Raw genomic sequence first — 22,003 nt, 5'->3', positions numbered from 1 at the left:
GGCCCGGGCGGGGGTTCAGTCCGGGCGGGGGTTCAGTCCGGGGATTCAGTCCGGGTGGGGGGTGCCGTGCGGCTCGCCTCGCGGGCTGTCGTGCGAGCGGCCGTGCGGGCTGTCGTGCGAGCTGTCGTGCGGACCGCCGTCCGGGCGGCCGTGCGGAGCGGTGTCCGGGCCGGCGTCCGGGCCGGTGTCCGGATCGGCACCCGGGCCGGCGTCGGTGTACGGATGCGCGCGTGCGCCGGCTCGCGGGTGGGCCAGCAGCTCCCTGAGTTCCGCCACCACCGCCTGCTCGTCCGTCCCGTCCAGCGCGGCGAGGGCCGACCGCCACTGCTCGTGCGCCTCCCGCAGCCGCCCCCGCTCCCGCAGCAGCAGCCCGTGCTGGTGGCGGGCGAGGGCGCCGGTGTAGCGGTCGGCGCGGGCGTCGGCGCGGACCAGCAGCTCGGCGCACTCGCCGAAGGCGCGTTCGGTCCGGCCCAGCAGGCGCAGCGCGCGGACCAGGCCGAGCCGGGTCTGGGACTCGCCGTGCCAGTCGCCGTGGCCGCCGAGGATGCGCAGGCTCTCCTCGAAGTGCGGCAGGGCGGCGGCCGGTTCACCGAGCCGGAGGTGGGCGTAGCCGATGTTGCAGTGCGCCGAGTGCTGCACGATGACGGCGCCGAGCTCGTCCCCGATGGCCAGTGAGCGCCGGTGCTGCTCGATGGCGGCCCGCGGGTCGGTGTGCTCGTACAGGTTGCCGAGGTGGCTGTAGGTGACGGCCTCGCCGTAGGGGTCGTCCAGCTGCCGCGAGTACGCGAGGCTCTGCCGCAGCGCCTCACCGGACTCGGCGTGCCGGCCGAGTCCTTCGAGCAGCAGGCCGCGGTTGTTCAGGCACCGGCGGATCCAGGAGACCGCGCCGAGCCGCCGCCAGATGTCCAGCGCCCGGTCGTTCAGGGCGAGGGCGTCGTTGTGCCGGCCGGTCAGGAAGTGCAGTCCGGCCAGGTCGCCCAGGGCGTACGCCTCCGCCGCCGCGTCGCCGAGCCGCCGCGCCACGCCCAGCGCGGCCCGCCCCAGGACCTCCATCTCGGCGAACCGGCCGCTGCGGTGCAGGTAGGGGAAGAGCAGGCGGACCAGGGCGGAGGCGTACGCCGCGCGGCGGGCGGGGCCGGCCGCGGCCCCGCTCCCGGGATCGCCCGCGGCGCTCCCCTCGTCCCCGGCGTACCGCCGCACCAGCGCCACCACGTTCTCCAGCTCCGCGTCCCCCCAGGCGAAGGCCTCCGCCGGGCTGCCGAAGGGTGGGACGGTGTCCACGTGGGCGGTGTGCCCGGCGGGCTGGCGGGAGGTCGGGCGGCGGCGGTCGTCCTGGTCGAGGCCGGGTTCGACGATCGCGGCGAGGGTGCGTTCGGCGACGGCGGCGTACCAGCGCAGCGCCGTCTCGGCCGCGTCCGCGGCGCGGTCGCCCTCCGCCAGTTCGCGGGCGAAGTCGCGGACCAGGTCGTGCGGTGCGTACCGGCCGTACGCGGTCTCCTCCAGCAGGGCGACGTCGACCAGCCGGTCGAGGGCGGCCTCGGCGCGGCGCTCGCCGGTACCGGCGAGGCGGGCCAGCAGGGGTGCCCCGTACGTCGGCAGGTCGAGGGCACCGATGCGGCGCAGGACCGCGGCCGCGTCCCGGTCGGCCTCGCGCTCGGAGGCGGCGAGCGCGTCGTGCGCGACGGCCAGGGAGCGGCGCACGCTCAGGTCGTCGTACTCCAAGTGGTGCAACCGGCTCTCCGTCGCGGCCAGTTGGCCGGCGAGGGCGTCGGGGGTGAGGGCCCGGCGCGCGGCGAGCCGGGCCGCGACGACGCGCAGGGCGAGCGGCAGGCGGCCGGTCAGTTCGACGAGGGGGTGGCCGGCGTCGAGGCCGTCGCGGTGGCCGCGCCCGGAGACCGCGCGCAGCAGCGCGGCGCTGTCCTCGCCGGACAGGGGCGCGAGCGGGAAGCGGGCCGCGCCGTCTAGGGCGGTGAGCGGCGACCGGCTGGTGACGATCACCGCGCAGCCGGCGCCGGCCGGCAGCAGCGGCCGCACCTGCGCGGCGTGCGCGGCGTCGTCCAGGACCAGGAGCGTGCGCGTGGGCGCCAGCAGGGAGCGCAGCAACGCGGCCGCCGCGTCCGGGTGTTCGGGGATGCTGCGGGGGTCGGCGCCCAGGTCGCGCAACAGGGCGGTGAGGGCCTGGGCGGGGGTCAGGGGGGTCATGCCCGGCGTGGCGCCGTGCAGGTTGACGTAGAGCTGCCCGTCGGGGAAGCGGTCCGCCAGCCCGTGCGCCGCGTGCAGTGCCAGCGCGCTCTTGCCGACGCCGGCCATGCCGCTGACGACGGCGACCGCCGGGGCCGCCGTGCGCGCGCCGGGCGTGAGGGCGCGGCGCAGCTCCTCGCGCACCGCCGCACGGCCCGTGAAGTGGGCGGGCGGCGGCGGAAGCTGCGCGGGACGCGGGGGCCGGCGGGGGGCGCGGGCGGGCGTGCCGGGAGCCTCGGGCGGCGGGCCGCCGTGGAGCGGGGCCGGGCCGGCGGTGCCCCGCAGCACCTCGACGTGGGCGTCGCGCATCGCCGGGCCCGGTTCGATGCCGAGTTCCTCGACGAGACGGGTGCGCAGGTCCTGGTGGACGGCGAGGGCCTCGGCCCGGCGGCCGGTGCGGTGCAGGGCGACCATCAGCTGGCGGTGGTACGCCTCCCGCAGCGGATGCTCGGCGGCCAGCGCCGCCAGCTCCGGCACGAGACGGCCGAGCCGTGTGCCGCCCAGGGCCAGTTCGGCGTCGTAGCGCCACTCCAGGAGCAGCAGCCGCGCCTCCCGCAGCCGCTGGGCGAAGGCGTACCCGCCCACCTCGGGCGGCAGCCCGGTGAACGGCGCGCCCCGCCACAGCGCGAGCGCGGCCGCGCACTCGCGCACCACCCGCTGCCAGTCGCCCCGGGTGTGCGCGGCACGCGCCGCGGTGACGTGGGCGTCGAACACGTCGACGTCCAGCTCGCCGTCGCCGACCCGCAGCAGGTACCCGGACGGCTCGGTCCGCAGCCGCTCGGGGTCGTCGAGCAGCCGCCGCAGCCGGGCCACGTGGTTGTGCAGCGAGGCGTGCGCGGAGGCGGGCGGAGCCCCGCCCCACAGCGTGTCCTTGAGCGACTCCACGGAGACGACCCGGCCGGCGTCGAGCAGGAGCACGGCCAGCAGGGTGCGCACCTTGGCGCCGCGCACCGCCCGGGGCTCGCAGGCGCGGGAGGGAGCGGTCCCGCCGTCGTGCGCACCGCGGTGGGCGTCGTACAGCACCGGCGGCCCCAGCAGTCCGAACCGCAGCTCGCACCGCTTCTCCGGGCTCTCGGCTCCGCTCGCGCAGGAAGGTGCCCCCATCGCCGTCCCACAGCCTTCCCGTGCGCCGCGCCCCGGCCCACTCCTCGCCTGAAGCCGACGCGGCGGCGCCCTGCCGGAGTTCCGCCCTCCGTACGGCGATTTTCCGCCACCTTCGTCACACCGCTCTCCGCCGGAACCCCCTGCCCTTCCGGCCGCCCCGCCGCCACCGAGTGCCTGTGTGTCAGGCGAACGACGGGAAGAAGGAGAAGCGTTGGCCACATGTTAGCGGTGTGTTGGCACGACCTGATGTGATCACTCCATCGGAGCTGGCCCGACGGCGCGCGCGTAGAACGCGTAACTCGGGGGAGTGTCGCCGCCGCGGCCGGATCCGGGACGCGACAGGGTCCCGGTCGTCGGAGGTGAACGACCGGGGCCCGCGTCCATCCCCACTGCCGGACGGGGCCCGCCGGCGACCCGGCGCCCACCGTGCCGCGGCCCGCCGGGCACGACCCGCCCCGCGATCCGGTCGGCCGCGCGCTCCGGCCCCTCTGTGATCCGGTCCGCCGCACGCTCCGGCCCGTCCCGTGATCCGGCCCGTCCCGTGATCCGGCCCGCCCCGGGCACGGCGGGAGACGCGCCCCGTCAGATGACGGGCGGCCGCCCCAGCCGCGTCAGCCGCCACACCGTCCGCCAGCGCATGGGCCGCCGCTCGCCCGCCGGCTCCCGCACGCCCTCCACGAACCCGCCGAACCACGCGCGCAGCCCGGCGGGCGACCGGCGGTTCCGGACGAGGGTGAGCAGCACCCACACCCCGAGGTGCACGGGGACGAGCGGCCAGGGCAGCCGGCGGCGGACCAGCCAGACCCGGTTGCGGGCGTTGACCCGGTAGTGGACGGCGTGCCGGGCGGGCGAGGTCCGCGGGTGCCGGAGGAGGAGTTCGGGCGCGTAGAGGATGCGCCGGCCGGCGTCGGCCGCGCGCCAGGCCAGGTCGGTCTCCTCGTGCGCGAAGAAGAACGCGGCGGGCCAGTCGCCGATCTCGTCGAGCATCGCCATCCGCAGCGCGTGCCCGCCGCCCAGGAACCCGGTGACGTAACCGCCGCGCAGCGGGTCGGCGGCGCCGACCCGGGGCACGTGCCGCTGCTGCGTCTCGCCGTGCTCGTCGGCGATGCGGAAGCCCGCGACGCCGAGCCGGCCGTCGGCGGCGAACAGGTCCCGGACCCGGCGCAGCACGTCGGCGTCGACGAGCCGGCCGTCGTCGTCCAGCTCGACGACGACGTCGACGTCCCCGAACTCCCGCAGCCGCGCGATCGCCGCGTTCCGGCCGCCCGGGCAGCCGAGGTTCTCGTCGAGCTCGACGGCCGTGACCTCGCCCGGCAGCGACAGCCGCGCGGCGAACTCGGGCAGCGCGCAGCCGTTGCCCACGATCACGGTCCGCGCGGGCGGCACGTCCTGCTCGGCCACGGACTCCAGCAGCGCGTCGGCCTCGGCGGGCCGGTTGCCCATGGTCACCACGGCGACCGCGATCCTCGGCGTCTCCATACGTCCTCACCCCGTCCCGGCCGTCGGCCGACCCGCGATGCCAGCCGTTCACGGCGGGGACCGCCGGTGTACGCCTGCCCGTCGGCGCGTTGGCCGCGCCGTTCGGCCCGGCGGCGGTCCGCCGGCGCGTGCGGGCCGGGCCACGTTCCTGCGTTCGAGCCGCCGTCCCCCGCCTCGCCCCGTGCGCCGTGGCATCGTGGCGCCATGACCATCGAAGTACGCCCGGCTGCGGTCTTCGAGGACGTCCGCACCCTGCTCGGCCCCAAGTCGCCCACGGCGAACGTCTGCTGGTGCCTGAGCTACCGCGTCCCGTCCAGGCTCAACAACGCACTGCGCGGCCCCGACCGCGGCGCGTACGTCGCCGGGCTCTGCCGCGCCGACCCGCCCCCCGGGGTACTCGCCTACGACGGCGACGAGCCGGTCGGCTGGGCCGCGGTGGCCCCGCGCTCGGCCACCTCCTTCGCCCGCAACCGCAAGATCCCGCACGTCGACGACCTGCCGGTCTGGTCGCTGTGGTGCGTCCGGGTCCGCCCGGGCCACCGCAGGAAGGGCATCTCGCACGCGCTCATCGCCGGCGCGGTCGACTTCGCCCGCGCGCACGGCGCACCGGCGGTCGAGGCGTACCCCCTCGACAACGGCGACGCCAGGGTCGACATGACGATGGCGTACGCCGGGATCCGCAAGAACTTCGAACGCGCCGGCTTCACCCACGCCGCCGACACCACCTCGGTCCTCGCCGGCCACCCGCGCGTCCTGATGCGCCTGGACCTGCGCACCCGACCATGACAGAAAACCCCAGGTCAAGGGATACGTGACCTGGGGTTCTTCAGAGCCGCTTTCGGGATTCGAACCCGAGACCTACGCATTACGAGTGCGTTGCTCTGGCCATCTGAGCTAAAGCGGCGCGCTGTCCGCACCATGGTGCGATCAGCAACGACGGTAAGTCTACACAGTTTCCGAGGGTGCTTCGCACCGGCCCCGGAGGCACCGCCTCCGGGGCCGGCGGGACCCGTCACGAGCAGCGCTTCCCGTCCGCCGGCGCGGTGCCCCGGAGGAGGTAGGCGTTGATCGCCGAGTCGATGCAGCTGCTGCCGCGGCCGTACGCGGTGTGGCCGTCGCCCTGGTAGGTGAGCAGGCGGGCCGAGGAGAGCTGCCGGGCCAGCGCCTGGGCCCAGCGGTACGGCGTCGCCGGGTCGCGGGTGGTGCCGACGACGACGATCGGGGCCGCGCCCCGGGCCTGGATGCGGTGCGGCTCGCCGGTGGCCGCGACCGGCCAGTACGCGCAGTTCAGCGACGCCCACGCGAGGCCCTCGCCGAAGACCGGCGACGCCTTCCGGAAGGCGGGCAGCGCCTCGCGGACCTCGTCGGGGCTCTCGAAGGCGGGCGGCAGGTCCAGGCAGTTCACGGCCGCGTTGGCGTACATCAGGTTGGAGTAGCGGCCGCCGGCCTCGCGCTCGTAGTAGCTGTCGGAGAGCAGGAGCAGGCCCGCGCCGTCGCCGTCCCGCATCGCCGACGCCAGCGCCTCGCGCAGCCGCGGCCAGGCGCCCTCGTCGTACATCGCCGCGATCACGCCGATGGTGGCGAGCGACTCGGTGAGCCGGCGGCCGTCGGCGTCACCGGTGGCCAGGGGCCGGGCGTCCAGCTTCCCGAAGAAGGCCTTCAGGTTCCTGCCGACCTGCGCCGGCTTCGTGCCCGGGCCGCCCAGGGGGCAGTCGGGCTGCCGCACGCAGTCCTTCGCGAACGACTGGAACGCCGTCTCGAAGCCCGCCGTCTGCTCCAGGTTCAGCCGCCGGGCGGGCAGCGACGGATCCATCGCCCCGTCCAGCACCAGCCGCCCCACCCGGTCCGGGAAGAGCCCCGCGTACGTCGCCCCGAGGAACGTGCCGTACGACGCGCCCACGTAGTGCAGCTTCCGGTCGCCGAGGACCGCCCGCAGGATGTCCATGTCCCGGGCCGCCTCGACGGTGGAGACGTGCCGCAGCAGCTCGGGCGCGTCCCGGCCGCACCCCTCGGCGAACGTCCGGTACGCCTCGACGAGCCGGTCGGTCTCCTTCCGGTCGTCGGGGGTGGTGTCGGTCCGCGTGTACGCGTCCATCTCCGGGCCGTCCAGGCACTCGACGGGCTCGCTGCGGGCCACGCCCCGCGGGTCGACGCCCACCATGTCGTAGCGGGCCCGCACCTGCGCCGGGTAGCCGACGCCCGCGTACGCCTGGAGGTAGTCGACCGCCGAGCCGCCCGGACCGCCCGGGTTCACCAGCAGCGAGCCGAGCCGCCCGCCCGGGCCGGTGGCCTTCTTCCGGGCGACGGCGAGCCGGACGTCGCCGGCGGAGGGGTCGGCGTAGTCCCGGGGCGCCTTGAGCGTGGCGCACTCGAAGCCGGGTGCGCCGCAGGCCCGCCAGGCCAGCTTCTGCCCGTAGTACGGCCGGAGCGCGGCGGGCGTGGCCTGCGGCAGCGCGGCCAGTGCCGCGCCCTCCGCGGCCGCCGCCGAACCGGCGGCGGTGCTCGTCGTGCTCCCCGACGAGCAGGCGGAGACGAGCAGGGCGGCGGTGGCGAGGAGGGTGGCCGCGGTACGGGTCCTGCGAAGGGTGCGCCTTGTGTGCATCCAGCGAGCGTAACTCTGCGCGACCGGACGGGCGCCCTGTGCACACGCCGTGCCTCGTACGAGTTACACGGTGCGTCGCGCGTGCGTGTGAGGAGTGCGTGTGCGGAACGCGTGCGGGGAGGCCGCCGGTGCCGTGCGCCGAGGGCGTGGGAGCGGTGGCCGCGGGCGGGTCAGCCGGCTCTCAGCGCCATGGTCATCGCCTCGACCGCGAGCAGCGGGGCGACGTTGCGGTCGAGGGCCTTGCGGCAGGCGGCGATCGCCTCGATGCGGCGCAGCGTGGCCTCGGGGGTGCTGCCGCGGGCGAGGCGCTCCAGCGCGTCCTCGGCGTCCGTGTTGGCGAGGGCGACGCGGGAGCCGAGCTGGAGGGCCAGGACGTCGCGGTAGAAGCCGGTGAGGTCGGTCAGGGCGAGGTCGAGGCTGTCGCGCTGCGTGCGCGTCCTGCGGCGCTTCTGCTTGTCCTCCAGGTCCTTCATCACGCCCGCCGTGCCGCGGGGCATCCGGCCGCCCTGCACCGCGCCGAGGGCGGCCTTCAGCTCCTCGGTCTCCTTGGCGTCGGTCTCCTCGGCGAGTTGCTTGGCGTCCTCGGTGGCCGCGTCGACGAGCTCCTGGGCGGCCCTGAGCGCGCCGCCGATGTCCTCCACCCGCAGCGGCAGCTTCAGCACGGCGGCGCGGCGCTCGCGGGCCGCCGGGTCCGTGGCCAGGCGGCGGGCCCGGTCGACGTGCCCCTGGGTGGCGCGGGCGGCTGCGGCGGCGACGTCCGGCTCGATGCCCTCGCGCCGGACGAGCATGTCGGCGACGGCGTCCACCGAGGGCGTGCGCAGGTTGAGGTGGCGGCAGCGGGACCGGATGGTCGGCAGCACGTCCTCGATGGAGGGCGCGCACAGCAGCCACACCGTGCGGGGGGCGGGCTCCTCGACGGCCTTGAGGACGGCGTTGGCGGACTTCTCGTTCAGCCGCTCGGCGTCCTCGACGAGGATGACCTGCCAGCGGCCGTTCGCCGGCGACGTGAAGGACTTGCGGACGGTGTCGCGCATGTCGTCGGCGAGGATCTGCGTGCCGACGGCGGCGACCGTCGTGACGTCGGCGTGGGTGCCGATCAGGGCGGTGTGGCAGCCGTCGCAGAAGCCGCAGCCGGGGGCGCCGCCCAGCGCCCGGTCGGGGCTGACGCACTGCAGCGCGGCGGCGAAGGCCCGCGCCGCCTGGGTGCGGCCCGCTCCCGGGGGGCCCGTGAACAGCCAGGCGTGGGTCATCTTCGACGCCTCGGGCACCGGCGCGTCGGTGGCGACCGCGGTGACCAGGGCGTCGGCGTCCCGGGCGGCGGCGCCGAGCACCTCGCTCACCTTCTCCTGCCCGACGAGGTCGTCCCACACGGTCATGGGTCACGCCGCCCTTCCGTCACGTCCACCTTGCGCCCCCCATTGTGCGGGCGGGCACTGACAACGGGCCGCCGCGCCCCGGGGCGCCGCACCGGCCCCGGTCCCGACGACCGGTCTCCGTACCGGTGCCTCAGCACCTCAGCGCCCGGTCCCCGGCCCGGCCCCTCAGCGGCGCCGCCCCCGGCCCCCCTCGTCACCGCGCTCGTCGTCGCGCGGTCCCAGGAGTTCGTCCGCCAGCGTCGGCAGATCGTCCAGCGGCGTCTCCTCGGCCCAGTCGGACCGCTGCCGGCGCCGCGGACCGCCGTCCGCGCCGACCTGGGGCAGTTCGCGGGTACGGTCCTCGGTCCCGTCCGGCCGGGCCCCGGCCCGCTCGTCCCGGAAGAAGCCCGGCGGCACCCGGTCCGCGGGGTCCTCCCCGGGCACGGGCCGCCGTACGGCCCTCTCCCCGGCGGCGTCCGGCCGCACCGGGGGCAGCACGGCCGTCTCGTCCGCGGCACCCGGCACCACCGGGGGCAGCACCGCCGTCTCGTCCTCCGCCGCGGGAGCCGGCGGCATCGGCAGCTCGGCCGTCACCTCGGCGTCGGACCCGCCGCCCGGCTTCCCGCCGGACCGCCCGGACGCCTGCCCGCCGGAGGGCGCGGCCCCCTCCCCCGGCACCCGGGGCAGCACCGCCGTCTCCTCCACGGGCCCGCCCGAGGCGTCGGCCGGCGTCACCACCGGCGTCGGGACGGTCACCGCGTCCGGCGGGGCCGGCCGGCCGGAGGGCGCGGGAGCCGCCGGCGCCGGCCCGGCCTCCGCCGCGGCCGCCGCCGCTTCCGCCAGCCGCCGGGCCTCCTCGGCCCGCAGCAGGGCCTCCTCGGCCTTGCGCTGCTTCTCCAGGCGCCGCGCCTCGGCCTCGGCGCGGATGCGCGCCTCCTCCTCGGCCTGCCTGCGGCGCCGCTCCTCCTCGGCCTTGCGGCGGGCCTCCTCCTCGGCCCGGGCCTTCTCCTCCGCGAGGAGCCGCGCCCGCTCCTCCTCGGCCTTGCGGCGCGCCTCCTCGGCCCGCTGCCGGGCCTCCTCCGCCTGCCGCTCGGCCTCGCGGCGCTGCGCCTCCTCCAGCTCGCGGCGCTTGCGCTCCTCCTCCTCGGCGCGCAGCCGGGCCAGCTGCTCCTGGCGCTCGCGCTCCAGGCGCTCCTCCTCGGCCTTGCGGCGGGCTTCCTCCTCCGCCTTCCTGCGGGCCTCCTCCTCGGCCTTGCGGCGCGCCTCCTCCCGGGCCTCGATCTCGGCCTCGGACAGCGGCAGCACCTGGTCGAGCCGGTGCCGGACGACCGTGGTCACGGCCTCGGGCTCCTGGCCAGCGTCGACCACCAGGTACCGCCCGGGGTCGGCCGCGGCCAGCGTCAGGAAACCGGCGCGCACGCGCGCGTGGAACTCGGCCGGCTCCGACTCCAGCCGGTCCGGCGCCTCCGTGAACCGCTCCCGGGCGGTCTCCGGCGCCACGTCCAGCAGCACGGTCAGGTGCGGCACGAGCCCGTTGGTCGCCCACCGGTTGATGCGCGCGATCTCGACCGGCGACAGGTCGCGGCCCGCGCCCTGGTAGGCCACCGAGGAGTCGGTGTACCGGTCGGAGATGACCACGGCGCCGCGCTCCAGCGCGGGCCGGACCACGGTGTCCACGTGCTCGGCGCGGTCCGCGGCGTACAGCAGGGCCTCCGCGCGGTGCGACAGGCCGGCGCTGGAGACGTCCAGCAGGATCGACCGCAGCCGCTTGCCGACCGGCGTCGCCCCCGGCTCACGGGTCAGCACGACCTCGTGGCCCTTGGCGCGGATCCACTCGGCGAGCGCCTCGGCCTGCGTGGACTTGCCGGCCCCGTCGCCGCCCTCCAGGGCGATGAAGAACCCGGTGGCGGCGGGCGCCTGCTCCGGGTCGTCGCCGCGCAGCAGGGCGTCGCGCAGGTCCTGGCGCAGCGGCACCCCGGACCGGTCGTCGGCCTTGGCCAGCACCAGCGCGGCCACCGGCAGCAGCAGCGCGCCGACGAGCATGAGGGTGAAGGCGGCGCCGCCGTGCGCGAAGACGAACTTGCCGTTCTCCAGGCGGTGCGGGCCGATCCCCGCCGCGACCAGCGGCGCGATCACCGCGGCGAGGGCGACGAAGACCCGGACGACCGCGTGCAGGTGCTCCGTGGTGCGGGTCCGCCGGAAGTCCTCGGTCTCCTGGTCGAGCAGCGTGTGCCCGAGGTTGGCGGCCATGCCGGCGCCGGCACCGGCCAGCAGCGCGACCAGCAGCACGCTGGTGACGTCGGGCACCAGTCCGGCGGCCAGCAGGGCGACGCCGGTGAAGGCGATCGCCATGGCGAGCAGCCGCCGCCGCGACAGGGCGGGCAGGACGGCGGGCGCCGTGCGGATGCCGACGACGACACCGCCGGTCAGTGCGCCGACCAGCAGCCCGAACAGCACCGGGCCGCCGCCCAGGTCCTTGGCGTGCAGCACCGACACGGCGACGGCCGCGGAGACCGCCGCGGCGACGGACGCGCACGCCAGCACCAGCAGCGGCATGGCGCCGGTGCGGCCCTTCTCGGCGCCCGTGCCGGTCTTCGGGCGGCGCAGCCCCTCCAGCGGCGACCGGGCGCGCGGGGTGCGCATGCCGGGCAGCTCCAGGAAGGTCAGCACGGACAGGGACGCGGCGAACAGCCCGGCCGCGACGTACGAGGCGAGGGCCGCCTGGTGCTGGGCGAACCAGTCGACGCCCGCGCCGAGCAGGTTGTTGAGCAGCCCGGCGGCGACCAGCGCGACGCCCGCGAGCGGGATCGCCACGAAGCCCGTGCGCAGCGACAGCCGGCGCAGCGCGTCCACGTGGTCCGGCAGCGGCCGGACCGACGCGCCCTCCGGCGGCGGTGCGGGCAGCAGCGCGGGCGCGGCGCTCTCGCGGCACACCGTCCAGAAGCGCTCGGCGACACCGATGACGAAGGCGGTGGCCAGCAGGGCGGGCAGCGCGTCGTCGGGCGTCCAGTCGATCCACAGCGGCGCGACGATGAGCAGCGCGGCGCGCAGCCCGTCGGCGCCGACCATGGTCCAGCGGCGGTCGAGCGGACCGTCCTGGGAGGTCAGCGAGGTGAGCGGACCGAGGAGCACGGCCCCGAAGAGGAGGGTGGCGAGGATGCGCACCCCGAAAACGGTCGCCACTGCGAACGCGGCGCCCCGGTAGCCCCCGCCGAAGGCGCCCTCGGCGACCGCCGCCTGGAGGGCGAGGAGGACCAGGACCAGGAGGGCGAGGGTGTCGCCCACGCCGCCCACGAGCTGGGCGCTCCACAGCCGCTTCAACTGCGGCTGGCGCAGCAGGGCGCGGACGGCGCGCTCGCGGGAGTCCGCGACCAGGGCGTCGTCGGGGGCCGGGTGGGAGGCCGTAGGCTGCTCGGCTCGCGTCATGCGTTCAGCCTATCGGGACGTGCCGGTATCACTGGAGTACCCCGTCCTGGCATGTTCACGCCCCGGTGCCGGGTGGCACCGGGGCGTTCGCATTCCGAACGGGAGACGGCCGTCAGTCCTCCGCGGCCCGCGACGCGGTCGCCTTCTTGGCGGCGGTCTTCTTCACCGCCGTCTTGGCCGTCGTCGTCTTCTTGGCGGTGGTGGTCTTCTTCGCCGCGGTCTTCTTGGCGGTCGTCGTCTTCTTCGCCGGCGCCTTCTTCGCGGGAGCCTTCTTCGCCGTCTTCTTGGCGGGCCCCTTCGCGCGCTTCTCGGCGAGCAGCTCGAAACCGCGCTCGGGCGTGATCGTCTCGACGCTGTCGCCGGAGCGCAGGGTCGCGTTGGTCTCGCCGTCGGTGACGTACGGCCCGAAGCGGCCGTCCTTCACCACGACCGGCCTGCCGCTGACCGGGTCGTCGCCCAGCTCCTTCAGCGGCGGCTTGGCGGCCGCCCGGCCACGCTGCTTGGGCTGGGCGTAGATCGCCAGCGCCTCCTCCAGCGTGATCGTGAACAGCTGGTCCTCGGACTGCAGGGACCGCGAGTCCGTGCCCTTCTTCAGGTACGGGCCGTAGCGGCCGTTCTGCGCGGTGATCTCCTGGCCCTCGGCGTCGGTGCCGACCACGCGCGGCAGCGACATCAGCCGCAGCGCGTCCTCGAGGGTCACCGTGTCCAGGGACATCGACTTGAACAGGGAGGCCGTGCGCGGCTTGACCGCGTTCTTGCCCGTCTTCGGGGTGCCCTCGGGGAGGATCTCCGTGACGTACGGGCCGTAGCGGCCGGCCTTGGCGACGATCGTGTGGCCGGTGGCCGGGTCGGTGCCCAGCTCGTAGTCGCCGCTCGGCTTGGCGAGCAGCTCCTCCGCGAGCTCGACGGTCAGCTCGTCCGGCGCCAGGTCGTCGGGGATGTCGGCGCGCTGGTGCTGCTCGGTGTCCTTCTCGCCCCGCTCGATGTACGGGCCGTAGCGGCCGACCCGCAGCACGATGTCGTTGCCCACCGGGAACGACGACACCTCGCGCGCGTCGATCGCGCCCAGGTCGGTCACCAGTTCCTTGAGGCCGCCGAGGTGGTCCCCGTCGCCGTTGCCGGCGTCGGCCGCGCCGCCGATGCCGTTGGCCTCGCCGAAGTAGAACCGCTTCAGCCACGGCACGGCCTGCGCCTCGCCGCGGGCGATGCGGTCGAGGTCGTCCTCCATCTTGGCGGTGAAGTCGTAGTCGACGAGCCGCCCGAAGTGCTTCTCCAGCAGGTTGACCACGGCGAAGGACAGGAAGGACGGCACCAGGGCCGTGCCCTTCTTGAACACGTAGCCGCGGTCCAGGATCGTGCCGATGATCGACGCGTACGTCGACGGGCGGCCGATCTCGCGCTCCTCCAGCTCCTTGACCAGGCTGGCCTCGGTGTAGCGGGCCGGGGGCTTGGTGGAGTGGCCGTCGGCGGTGATCTCCTCGGCGGTCAGGGCGTCGCCCTCGGCGACCTGCGGCAGCCGGCGCTCGCGGTCGTCGAGCTCGGCGTTCGGGTCGTCGGCACCCTCGACGTAGGCCTTCAGGAAGCCGTGGAAGGTGATCATCTTGCCGGACGCGCTGAACTCGACGTCCCGGCCGTCGGCGGCCGTGCCACCGATCCTCACGGTGACGCTGTTGCCGGTGGCGTCCTTCATCTGGGAGGCGACCGTCCGCTTCCAGATCAGCTCGTACAGCCTGAACTGGTCACCGGTCAGACCGGTCTCCGCGGGCGTCCGGAACCGGTCGCCCGAGGGCCGGATCGCCTCGTGCGCCTCCTGCGCGTTCTTGACCTTGGCGGCGTACGTCCGCGGCTGCGGCGGCAGGTAGTCGGCGCCGTACAGCTGCGTGACCTGGGCGCGGGCTGCGGCGACCGCCGTCTCGCTCAGGGTCGTGGAGTCCGTACGCATGTACGTGATGTAGCCGTTCTCGTACAGCTTCTGGGCGATCTGCATGGTCGCCTTCGCGCCGAAGCCGAGCTTGCGGCTGGCCTCCTGCTGCAGCGTCGTCGTACGGAACGGGGCGTACGGCGAGCGGCGGTAGGGCTTGGACTCGACGGACCGCACGGAGAAGCGGGTGTTCTCCAGGGCGGTGACCAGGGCGCGGGCGGTCGCCTCGTCGAGGTGGAGGATGTTCGCGCTCTTGAGCTGTCCCAGGGAGTCGAAGTCGCGGCCCTGCGCGACCCGCCTGCCGTCGACGGTCTGCAGGCGGGCGACCAGCGACGACGGGTCCGAGGGGTCCCCCGCGCGGCCGGTCGCGAAGGTGCCCGTCAGGTCCCAGTACTCAGCGGAACGGAACGCCATGCGCTCGCGTTCCCGCTCGACCACGAGCCGCGTGGCGACGGACTGGACGCGGCCCGCCGACAGGCGCGGCATGACCTTCTTCCACAGCACCGGCGAGACCTCGTAGCCGTAGAGGCGGTCGAGGATGCGGCGGGTCTCCTGGGCGTCGACCAGCTTCTGGTTGAGCTCGCGCGGGTTGGCCACGGCCGCCCGGATCGCGTCCTTGGTGATCTCGTGGAACACCATCCGCTTGACCGGGATCTTCGGCTTGAGGACTTCCTGGAGGTGCCAGGCGATGGCCTCGCCCTCGCGGTCCTCATCGGTGGCGAGGTAGAGCTCGTCGGAGTCCTTCAGCAGGTCCTTGAGCTTCTTGACCTGCGCCTTCTTGTCCGCGTTGACCACATAGATCGGCTGGAAGTCGTGTTCGACGTCCACACCGAGGCGGCGGACCTCACCGGTGTACTTCTCGGGCACCTCGGCGGCGCCGTTGGGGAGGTCGCGGATGTGCCCGACGCTCGCCTCGACGACGTATCCGGGCCCGAGATAGCCCTTGATCGTCTTCGCCTTGGCAGGCGACTCGACGATGACGAGTCGGCGGCCGCCCTTCGCGGTCTCGCTGGTCGGGGACAACTTCGCTCTTCTCTCCGGTCGACGCTGGGGCCTCCCCAGGCCTGTGCTCCCGGGGTCGGGTCGTGGGTGACGCTGCGGAGTGTGACGGTACATCCCGCCCCCGTGTCAAACGGGAAAAGCCCGCAACGGCCACTCGAACGGTAACCCGACTACCACCATTCCTGCCGCCCGGACCGCCCGGCATTCTGGGCGGCATATCCGGAGCGCGACATCCCGGTTACCGGGGGGCGCGCCCTGTTCAGCGCCCTCAGAGACGGGCGAGGCACCATGCGCCGAGGCCCAGCGCGAGCACCGCGGCGAGGCCCGCGACGACCACCGATGCGACGGGGCTCACACCGTGGGCGACGGGCCGGCGGTGCCGCGCGCAGGTCGCCGTCCACACCAGCAGCCCGCCTCCGAACAGGGAGAACACCATGCCCGCGAAGATCGCCGGTCCGCTCTCCATGGCTGCCCGCGCTCCTCTTCTTCCCGTCCGCGCCTGCCCCGCGCAGGGAGGCTGGCACGCGCGCGCGACGGCCGGGCGAATCCGGGGTGAACACGGGGCGGACAGGGCTGTGGATCACGGCCGCCGGGCCGCCGGACCGTCCGGGAACGGCCCGTCCACATCGGCTCGATCGTGTGGAAGCTCATTCCCGTCCGTCCCGCGGGGGCCCGTCCCGTCTCAGCCGGCCGGTTCCAGGAAGCCCTGCTCCACCAGCAGCCGGATCTGCGCCGGTGTGCGGTCGCGCAGCAGGACCGGGTCCTCGCCGAGCAGCTGGGCGATGGCGTCCAGGATGCGGCCCGCGCTCATCGTGCCGTCGCAGACGCCCGCGAAGCCCGCGCCGACCGTGTCCACCTTGGTGGCCCGGCGCATGCCGCGGTTCTGGCGCAGCACGACGTGCTCGGGGTCCTCGGCACCGGGCAGGCCGACCTGTTCCTGGACGACCTCGTCGGCGAGCCGGAAGCGCGCCGCGAGCAGGGCCGCGTCGTCGTGCGCGCGCAGGTAGTCGAGCCGGTCGAAGTGCGCGCGGACGGTGTCGCCGAGCGGCTGCTCGACCGGGTGCGGCCACTCCTCCGTGGTGACGGACGGCGCGGCGGAGTCCGTCCGGCGCAGTGTGATCCAGCCGAAGCCGACGGCCCGCACCCGCCGCGCCTCGAACTCGTCGAGCCACGCGTCGTACAGCGCCTGGTACGCGGCGGCGTCACCGCGGTGGTCGCCGGCGTCCCGCAGCCACAGCTCGGCGTACTGGGTGACGTCCTGCACCTCGCGCTGCACGATCCAGGCGTCGCATCCCTGCGGCACCCACGACCTGATCCTGTCCTGCCAGTCCTCCCCCTCGACGTGCTGCCAGTTGGCGAGGAACTGCGCGAACCCGCCCGCGTTCAGCCGTTCCCCCGCCTGCTGAACGAGCGAGCGGCACAGATCGTCCCCGCCCATGCCGCCGTCGCGGTAGGTGAGCCGGGCGCCGGGCGAGATGACGAACGGCGGGTTCGACACGATCAGGTCGTACGTCTCGTCCGCCCGGACCGGCTCGAACAGCGACCCCCGGCGCAGGTCGGCCGCCGGGACACCGGACAGGGCGAGGGTCAGCGCGGTGATGTGCAGCGCGCGCGGGTTGACGTCGGTCGCCGTCACGCGCGTGGCGTGCCGCGCGGCGTGCAGCGCCTGGATCCCGGAGCCGGTGCCCAGGTCGAGGGCGGCGGCGACGGGCGTGCGGACGGTGATGCCGGCCAGGGTGGTGGACGCGCCGCCGACGCCGAGGACGACGCCCTCGTCGCGGCCGCCGACGCCGCCGGCGCCGCCGACCGCGCACCCGAGGTCCGACACGATGTACCAGTCCTCGCCGCCGGGACCGCCGTACGGCCGGACGTCGACGGTCGCGGCCACGTCGTCCCCGCGGTCCCCTCCCACCCGCACCAGCCAGCCGCTGTCCAGGCAGGCGTCGACGGGCAGGACGTCCGCCACGCGCGCGTGCGGCACCGGCTGCTGGAGCAGGAACAGCCGGACGAGCGCCTCCAGCGGCGTGTCCCCGCGGGTCGCCCGCAGCGCGGGGACGGTCTCGCTGCGCGCCAGCGCCGCGTACGCGGGGGCGCCGAGCAGTTCGAGCAGTCCGTCGGCGGTGAAGGAGGCTCCGAGCAGCGCGTCCCGCAGCCGGGCGGCGACGTCGGGGCGGTCGGAGGAGGGCAGGGGGGACAGGGTGGCGTTACTCACGCCCCCATTGTGGCCGCCGGCACCGTCGCCCCGCGCCCCGCGCCACCCCTCGCCCGACCGGACGCGCACCGCCCTCACATGCCCCGCGCCACTCCACGCCCGGGCCGGACGCCGGCGCCCTCACATGCCCCGCGCCCACCGTCTTCGGGGCGTCGCACCACTCGGCACCAGGCCGGGCGCTCCCGCCCTCGCGCACCCGCGCACCGCTCCCGGCCCGGCCGGGCGTCCACCGCTCTCCCGTGCCGGAGCACCGCCCTCCCGCTCGCCGCGCCGGTCGCTCAGCCCGCCGTGGCCGGCGTCGAGCCGGAGGCCGCCTTGCAGCTGGGCTGCTGGGCCATCGCCTGGCCGACCTCGCCCTCCTCCAGCGTCCGCAGGGCGTCGTTGCCGCTCTTGCTCAGCTTGTCCAGCTCGGCGGCGATGTCCTTCAGGCCGTCGGCGAACTTGGCCTGGTCCTTGGTGTCCAGCCCGTCGACCTGCTTCTGCAGGGCCCCGTACGACGAGGAGATGCCGTCGAGTTCCTCGACCGCGTCCTTCTGCTTCTTCTCACCGTTCTCCACGTCCGGCGCCCCGGCCTTCCGGACGGCGTCGCCGATCGCCTTGTAGGCGTCGGACATGTCCTTGAAGGCCTGCGCGTCGGTCTTCTGGACCTCTTCCGGCGTGCTGTTGTCCGAGGTCTCCTTCTGGATCGCGGCGTTGGCGGCCTCGATCTTCTTGGCCTGCGGCTGCACCGCGTCGCAGACCTGCTTCGCCCAGGAGTTCAGCTGGTCGTTGTCGTCGTCGCCGCCGCATCCCGACAGCGCCAGTACCAGTACCGCACCGCCGGACAGTGCGGCCGCGAGCTTCTTGTTCACCGGATTGGTCCCTTCCATGGCTCTCTCGGCCCCGGAACATACACGCCGGACGAACGACCACCGCAGGCCGGAAGCCTTTTATGACCATTTTGTGACCATTTGCACCAAGCGAGAGAAGGCTCACGGTGAGGACCCGCACACCCACGGAACGGGCGGACGACGCGCCAACACGCGCCGCCCGCCCGCTCCTTGAGCCGGTTCTCCCGGTGATCCGCTACGAAACCACCGCCGCGTCGGCCGACTTGGGCTCGGGATCGGCGTCGCCTTCGTCGCCCACGGCGATGCCGCGCCGCTTGGAGACGTAGACCGCCCCGACGATCACGACGAACGCGACCGCCGCGATCAGCACCCGCACGCCGATGCTCTGGTCCGCGCCGTAGGAGAAGTTGATGACCGCGGGCGCGATGAGCAGCGACACCAGGTTCATCACCTTCAGCAGCGGGTTGATCGCGGGACCGGCGGTGTCCTTGAAGGGGTCGCCGACCGTGTCGCCGATGACGGTGGCGGCGTGGGCCTCGCTGCCCTTGCCCCCGTGGTGACCGTCCTCGACGAGCTTCTTCGCGTTGTCCCAGGCGCCACCGGAGTTGGCGAGGAACACCGCCATCAGCGTGCCCGCCCCGATCGCGCCCGCCAGGAAGGCGCCGAGCGCGCCGACGCCCAGGGTGAAACCGATGAAGACGGGCGCCATCACGGCGAGCAGACCGGGCGTGGCGAGTTCGCGCAGGGCGTCCCTGGTGCAGATGTCGACGACCTTGCCGTACTCCGGGGTCTGGCTGTAGTCCATGATCCCGGGCTTCTCGCGGAACTGCCGCCGCACCTCGTAGACCACCGAACCCGCCGACCGCGACACCGCGTTGATCGCCAGCCCCGAGAAGAGGAAGACGACCGCCGCGCCCGCGACCAGGCCGACGAGGTTGTTGGGCTGCGAGATGTCCATCATCAGGCTCATCGGGGCGCCCGGCCCGGACAGTTGCTCACCCACGTCCCGCGCCCCGGTGACGATCGCGTCGCGGTACGACCCGAACAGCGCCGCCGCCGCGAGCACGGCGGTGGCGATCGCGATGCCCTTGGTGATGGCCTTGGTGGTGTTGCCGACGGCGTCCAGGTTGGTCAGCACCTGTGCGCCGGCTCCCTCGACGTCGCCGGACATCTCGGCGATGCCCTGCGCGTTGTCGGAGACCGGCCCGAAGGTGTCCATGGCGACGATCACGCCGACCGTGGTGAGCAGGCCGGTGCCGGCCAGCGCCACCGCGAACAGCGCCAGCATGATCGACGTGCCGCCGAGCAGGAACGCCCCGTACACGCCGAGGCCGATCAGCAAGGCGGTGTAGACGGCCGATTCCAGGCCCACGGAGATGCCGGCGAGGACGACGGTGGCCGGGCCGGTCAGCGAGGTCTTGCCGATGTCCCGCACGGGCCGCCGGCTGGTCTCGGTGAAGTAACCGGTCAGCTGCTGGATCAGGGCCGCGAGCACGATCCCGATGGCCACCGCGACGAGCGCGAGGACCCGCGGGTCGCCGCTCTTGCCCAGGACCGCCTCGTCGGTCACGCCGTCGAGGTCGGCGTACTTCCCCGGCAGGTAGACGAAGACGGCCGCCGCCACCAGCACGAGCGAGACCACCGCGGAGACGAAGAACCCGCGGTTGATCGCGGTCATGCCGCTGCGGTCGGTGCGCCGCGGCGCCACCGCGAAGATGCCGATCATCGCGGTGATCACGCCGATCGCGGGCACGAGCAGCGGGAAGGCGAGCCCCAGGTCGCCGAAGGCCGCCTTGCCGAGGATCAGCGCGGCCACCAGCGTCACGGCGTACGACTCGAAGAGGTCGGCCGCCATGCCCGCGCAGTCGCCGACGTTGTCGCCCACGTTGTCGGCGATGGTCGCGGCATTGCGCGGATCGTCCTCCGGAATGCCCTGCTCGACCTTGCCGACCAGGTCGGCGCCGACGTCGGCGGCCTTGGTGAAGATGCCGCCGCCGACCCTCATGAACATCGCGATGAGCGCCGCGCCGAGACCGAAGCCCTCCAGCACCTTCGGCGCGTCGGCCGCGTACACCAGCACCACGCAGGAGGCGCCCAGCAGGCCGAGCCCCACCGTGAACATGCCGACGACGCCACCGGTACGAAATGCGATCTTCATCGCCTTGTGCGAGACGAGGGTCAGGTCCTTTTCCGGTTCTCCCGCCGCCGGAGTGGCCTCGCGCGCCGCCGCGGCGACGCGCACATTGCTGCGCACGGCGAGCCACATGCCGATATAGCCGGTGGCCGCCGAGAACGCCGCGCCGATCAGGAAGAACACCGACCGTCCGGCACGCTGGTTCCAGTCGTCCGCGGGCAGCAGCATGAGCAGGAAGAACACGACGACGGCGAATACGCCGAGCGTGCGCAACTGACGGGCCAGATAGGCGTTCGCGCCCTCCTGGACCGCCGCCGCGATCTTCTTCATGCTGTCGGTGCCCTCGCCGGCCGCGAGTACCTGACGGACCAGGACGCCCGCGACCACGAGCGCCGCCAGCGCGACGACCGCGACGACCGCCACGAGCACGCGGTTGTCGTCGGTCAGCACGGCGGCCGCGAGGTCGGTGGAACGAACCGGCTGCTGTGAGAGGGAAAGCTCCGCCATTCGTCCTCCTTGACGCTTGGACTGAGCTCAAGATGTGGACGGGATTGTAGGTACCGGAACCCGATCAAAACAGTGCGCGATAAATCGAATTGGCCGCCCCGGTAATGCCCTCGAAGCATTCCGCACGGCTGGTTGATCCATGGGTGAGCACGGCAACCTATCGTGAACGAATTCACGCTTTGCGTTACACGGACCACTGTAAACGCGGGCACTGACACCCGCACATGCCGAAGGGCCCCACGAGTGGGGCCCTTCGAAACAGGAGTGCGTGCGGTGAACGGTCAGACGAGCAGTGTCGTCGGAGGCGTGGTCGACCACGTCATACGGATCTGGCCGCCCCGCTCCCCCGTGGTGACCTCGACGTCGTCGACGAGTCCGCTGATGACCGCGAGGCCCATCTCGTCCTCGTCGGCCTCGACGTCGCCGTCACCGGGCGCGCCGCCGTTCGCCCGTGCGCCCGCCACGGCGTGCGGGGCCTCGTCGCCGACCTCGATGGAGAACTGCTTCTCCTCCTCGATCAGCAGCACCTGCACAGGCGCCGAGATTCCGCTGTTCCGGTGCAGTCCGACGGCCCGGCTGCAGGCCTCGCCGACAGCGAGCCTGACCTCGTCGAGGACGGCCTCGTCCACTCCGGCCCTGCGCGCCACCGCTGCCGCCACCAGCCGGGCGGTCCGGACGTGCTCGGGCAGCGCGCTGAAGCGGAGTTCAACGGTGGCCATGCATCCCCCTCGCAACTACGGGCGTGCTGTCGAGGGGCCCGGGCCGCCGAAAGCCCGGGCCCCCTGCGTTCTGCGCTTGTGCCGCCCCGGACGCGCGGCCCGGGCCGGCGGTCAGTCGTTGGCCGCCACCGCCTCCTCGACCGAGGTGTGGATCGGGAACACCTTGGTGAGGCCGGTGATACGGAAGATCTTCAGAATGCGCTCCTGGTTGCAGACCAGGCGCAGGGAGCCCTCATGGGCCCGCACGCGCTTGAGGCCGCCGACCAGCACGCCGAGGCCGGTGGAGTCGAGGAAGTCCACGCCTTCCATGTCGACGACAAGGTGGAAACTGCCGTCGTTCACCAGCTCGACCAGCTGCTCGCGCAGCTTGGGCGCGGTATATACGTCGATTTCGCCACCGACCCTGACGATCGTGCGATCGCCCATGGTCTCGGTCGACAGGGACAGGTCCACGGATCCTCCAGCACCTTG

General features: G+C 74.3%; 13 protein-coding genes and 1 tRNA gene. 1 reads left to right on the top strand and 13 read right to left on the bottom strand.

Going from position 1 to position 22,003, the window contains the following annotated elements; translation table 11 throughout:
- Positions 1-45: 45 nt before the first annotated feature.
- Together ACIF8T_RS29505 and ACIF8T_RS29500 are read right to left on the bottom strand one after the other, a co-directional pair.
- Positions 46-3,345: a BTAD domain-containing putative transcriptional regulator gene (locus tag ACIF8T_RS29505; RefSeq protein ID WP_400039152.1), complete on the bottom strand. Its 3,300-nt coding sequence runs from the start codon at positions 3,343-3,345 to the stop codon at positions 46-48.
- 582 nt (positions 3,346-3,927) lie between these two features.
- Positions 3,928-4,824 carry a glycosyltransferase family 2 protein gene (locus ACIF8T_RS29500; protein ID WP_400039151.1) on the bottom strand — a complete coding sequence of 299 codons (897 nt, stop codon included), beginning with the start codon at positions 4,822-4,824 and terminating at the stop codon, positions 3,928-3,930.
- Positions 4,825-5,028: 204 nt separating this feature from the next.
- Between ACIF8T_RS29500 and ACIF8T_RS29495 the strand changes: the two genes are divergently transcribed.
- A complete protein-coding gene (locus tag ACIF8T_RS29495) occupies positions 5,029-5,610 on the top strand; it encodes a GNAT family N-acetyltransferase (protein WP_400039150.1) in 582 nt (193 codons plus the stop codon).
- A gap of 44 nt (positions 5,611-5,654) precedes the next feature.
- On the opposite strand, the gene ACIF8T_RS29490 is transcribed toward ACIF8T_RS29495, so the two are convergent.
- The 11 genes from ACIF8T_RS29490 to bldG form a co-directional block, all read right to left on the bottom strand.
- Positions 5,655-5,728, bottom strand: a tRNA-Thr gene (locus ACIF8T_RS29490).
- Positions 5,729-5,836: 108 nt separating this feature from the next.
- Positions 5,837-7,426 carry an alpha/beta hydrolase gene (locus ACIF8T_RS29485; RefSeq protein ID WP_400039149.1) on the bottom strand — a complete coding sequence of 530 codons (1,590 nt, stop codon included), beginning with the start codon at positions 7,424-7,426 and terminating at the stop codon, positions 5,837-5,839.
- Positions 7,427-7,596: 170 nt separating this feature from the next.
- Positions 7,597-8,802, bottom strand: coding sequence for a DNA polymerase III subunit delta' (locus tag ACIF8T_RS29480; protein ID WP_400039148.1), 1,206 nt, complete (start codon positions 8,800-8,802; stop codon positions 7,597-7,599).
- 165 nt (positions 8,803-8,967) lie between these two features.
- Entirely contained in the window at positions 8,968-12,207 is a 3,240-nt protein-coding gene (gene tmk, locus ACIF8T_RS29475; protein WP_400039147.1) for a dTMP kinase, read from the bottom strand.
- A gap of 112 nt (positions 12,208-12,319) precedes the next feature.
- Positions 12,320-15,151 (bottom strand): type I DNA topoisomerase, encoded by a 2,832-nt coding sequence (topA, locus tag ACIF8T_RS29470; RefSeq protein WP_400039146.1) that lies wholly within the window; start codon positions 15,149-15,151, stop codon positions 12,320-12,322.
- A gap of 247 nt (positions 15,152-15,398) precedes the next feature.
- Positions 15,399-15,596 carry a hypothetical protein gene (locus ACIF8T_RS29465; protein ID WP_400039145.1) on the bottom strand — a complete coding sequence of 66 codons (198 nt, stop codon included), beginning with the start codon at positions 15,594-15,596 and terminating at the stop codon, positions 15,399-15,401.
- 216 nt (positions 15,597-15,812) lie between these two features.
- Positions 15,813-17,342, bottom strand: coding sequence for a methyltransferase (locus tag ACIF8T_RS29460; RefSeq protein WP_400039144.1), 1,530 nt, complete (start codon positions 17,340-17,342; stop codon positions 15,813-15,815).
- Between the two features lie 278 nt (positions 17,343-17,620).
- Positions 17,621-18,211 (bottom strand): small secreted protein, encoded by a 591-nt coding sequence (locus tag ACIF8T_RS29455; RefSeq protein WP_400039143.1) that lies wholly within the window; start codon positions 18,209-18,211, stop codon positions 17,621-17,623.
- A gap of 196 nt (positions 18,212-18,407) precedes the next feature.
- Positions 18,408-20,813 (bottom strand): sodium-translocating pyrophosphatase, encoded by a 2,406-nt coding sequence (locus tag ACIF8T_RS29450; RefSeq protein WP_400039142.1) that lies wholly within the window; start codon positions 20,811-20,813, stop codon positions 18,408-18,410.
- A gap of 281 nt (positions 20,814-21,094) precedes the next feature.
- Positions 21,095-21,532, bottom strand: a complete 438-nt coding sequence (locus ACIF8T_RS29445) for an ATP-binding protein (protein WP_400039141.1) — start codon at positions 21,530-21,532, stop codon at positions 21,095-21,097.
- 111 nt (positions 21,533-21,643) lie between these two features.
- On the bottom strand, positions 21,644-21,985 hold the full coding sequence (bldG, locus tag ACIF8T_RS29440) for an anti-sigma factor antagonist BldG (protein ID WP_400039140.1): 342 nt from the start codon (positions 21,983-21,985) through the stop codon (positions 21,644-21,646).
- Between the last annotated feature and the right edge of the window lie 18 nt (positions 21,986-22,003).

It is taken from the genome of Streptomyces sp. NPDC085946 (assembly GCF_044540485.1).
Lineage (GTDB): Bacteria > Actinomycetota > Actinomycetes > Streptomycetales > Streptomycetaceae > Streptomyces.
This window is presented reverse-complemented; position numbering and strand designations above follow the sequence as displayed.

What these genes read in the sequence shown, in the direction of transcription:
- ACIF8T_RS29505 (WP_400039152.1), bottom strand. Translation starts at nt 3,345, where the DNA reads ATGGGGGCACCTTCCTGCGCGAGCGGAGCCGAGAGCCCGGAGAAGCGG.
- ACIF8T_RS29500 (WP_400039151.1), bottom strand. Translation starts at nt 4,824, where the DNA reads ATGGAGACGCCGAGGATCGCGGTCGCCGTGGTGACCATGGGCAACCGG.
- ACIF8T_RS29495 (WP_400039150.1), top strand. Translation starts at nt 5,029, where the DNA reads ATGACCATCGAAGTACGCCCGGCTGCGGTCTTCGAGGACGTCCGCACC.
- ACIF8T_RS29485 (WP_400039149.1), bottom strand. Translation starts at nt 7,426, where the DNA reads ATGCACACAAGGCGCACCCTTCGCAGGACCCGTACCGCGGCCACCCTC.
- ACIF8T_RS29480 (WP_400039148.1), bottom strand. Translation starts at nt 8,802, where the DNA reads ATGACCGTGTGGGACGACCTCGTCGGGCAGGAGAAGGTGAGCGAGGTG.
- tmk (WP_400039147.1), bottom strand. Translation starts at nt 12,207, where the DNA reads ATGACGCGAGCCGAGCAGCCTACGGCCTCCCACCCGGCCCCCGACGAC.
- ACIF8T_RS29465 (WP_400039145.1), bottom strand. Translation starts at nt 15,596, where the DNA reads ATGGAGAGCGGACCGGCGATCTTCGCGGGCATGGTGTTCTCCCTGTTC.
- ACIF8T_RS29455 (WP_400039143.1), bottom strand. Translation starts at nt 18,211, where the DNA reads ATGGAAGGGACCAATCCGGTGAACAAGAAGCTCGCGGCCGCACTGTCC.
- ACIF8T_RS29450 (WP_400039142.1), bottom strand. Translation starts at nt 20,813, where the DNA reads ATGGCGGAGCTTTCCCTCTCACAGCAGCCGGTTCGTTCCACCGACCTC.
- ACIF8T_RS29445 (WP_400039141.1), bottom strand. Translation starts at nt 21,532, where the DNA reads ATGGCCACCGTTGAACTCCGCTTCAGCGCGCTGCCCGAGCACGTCCGG.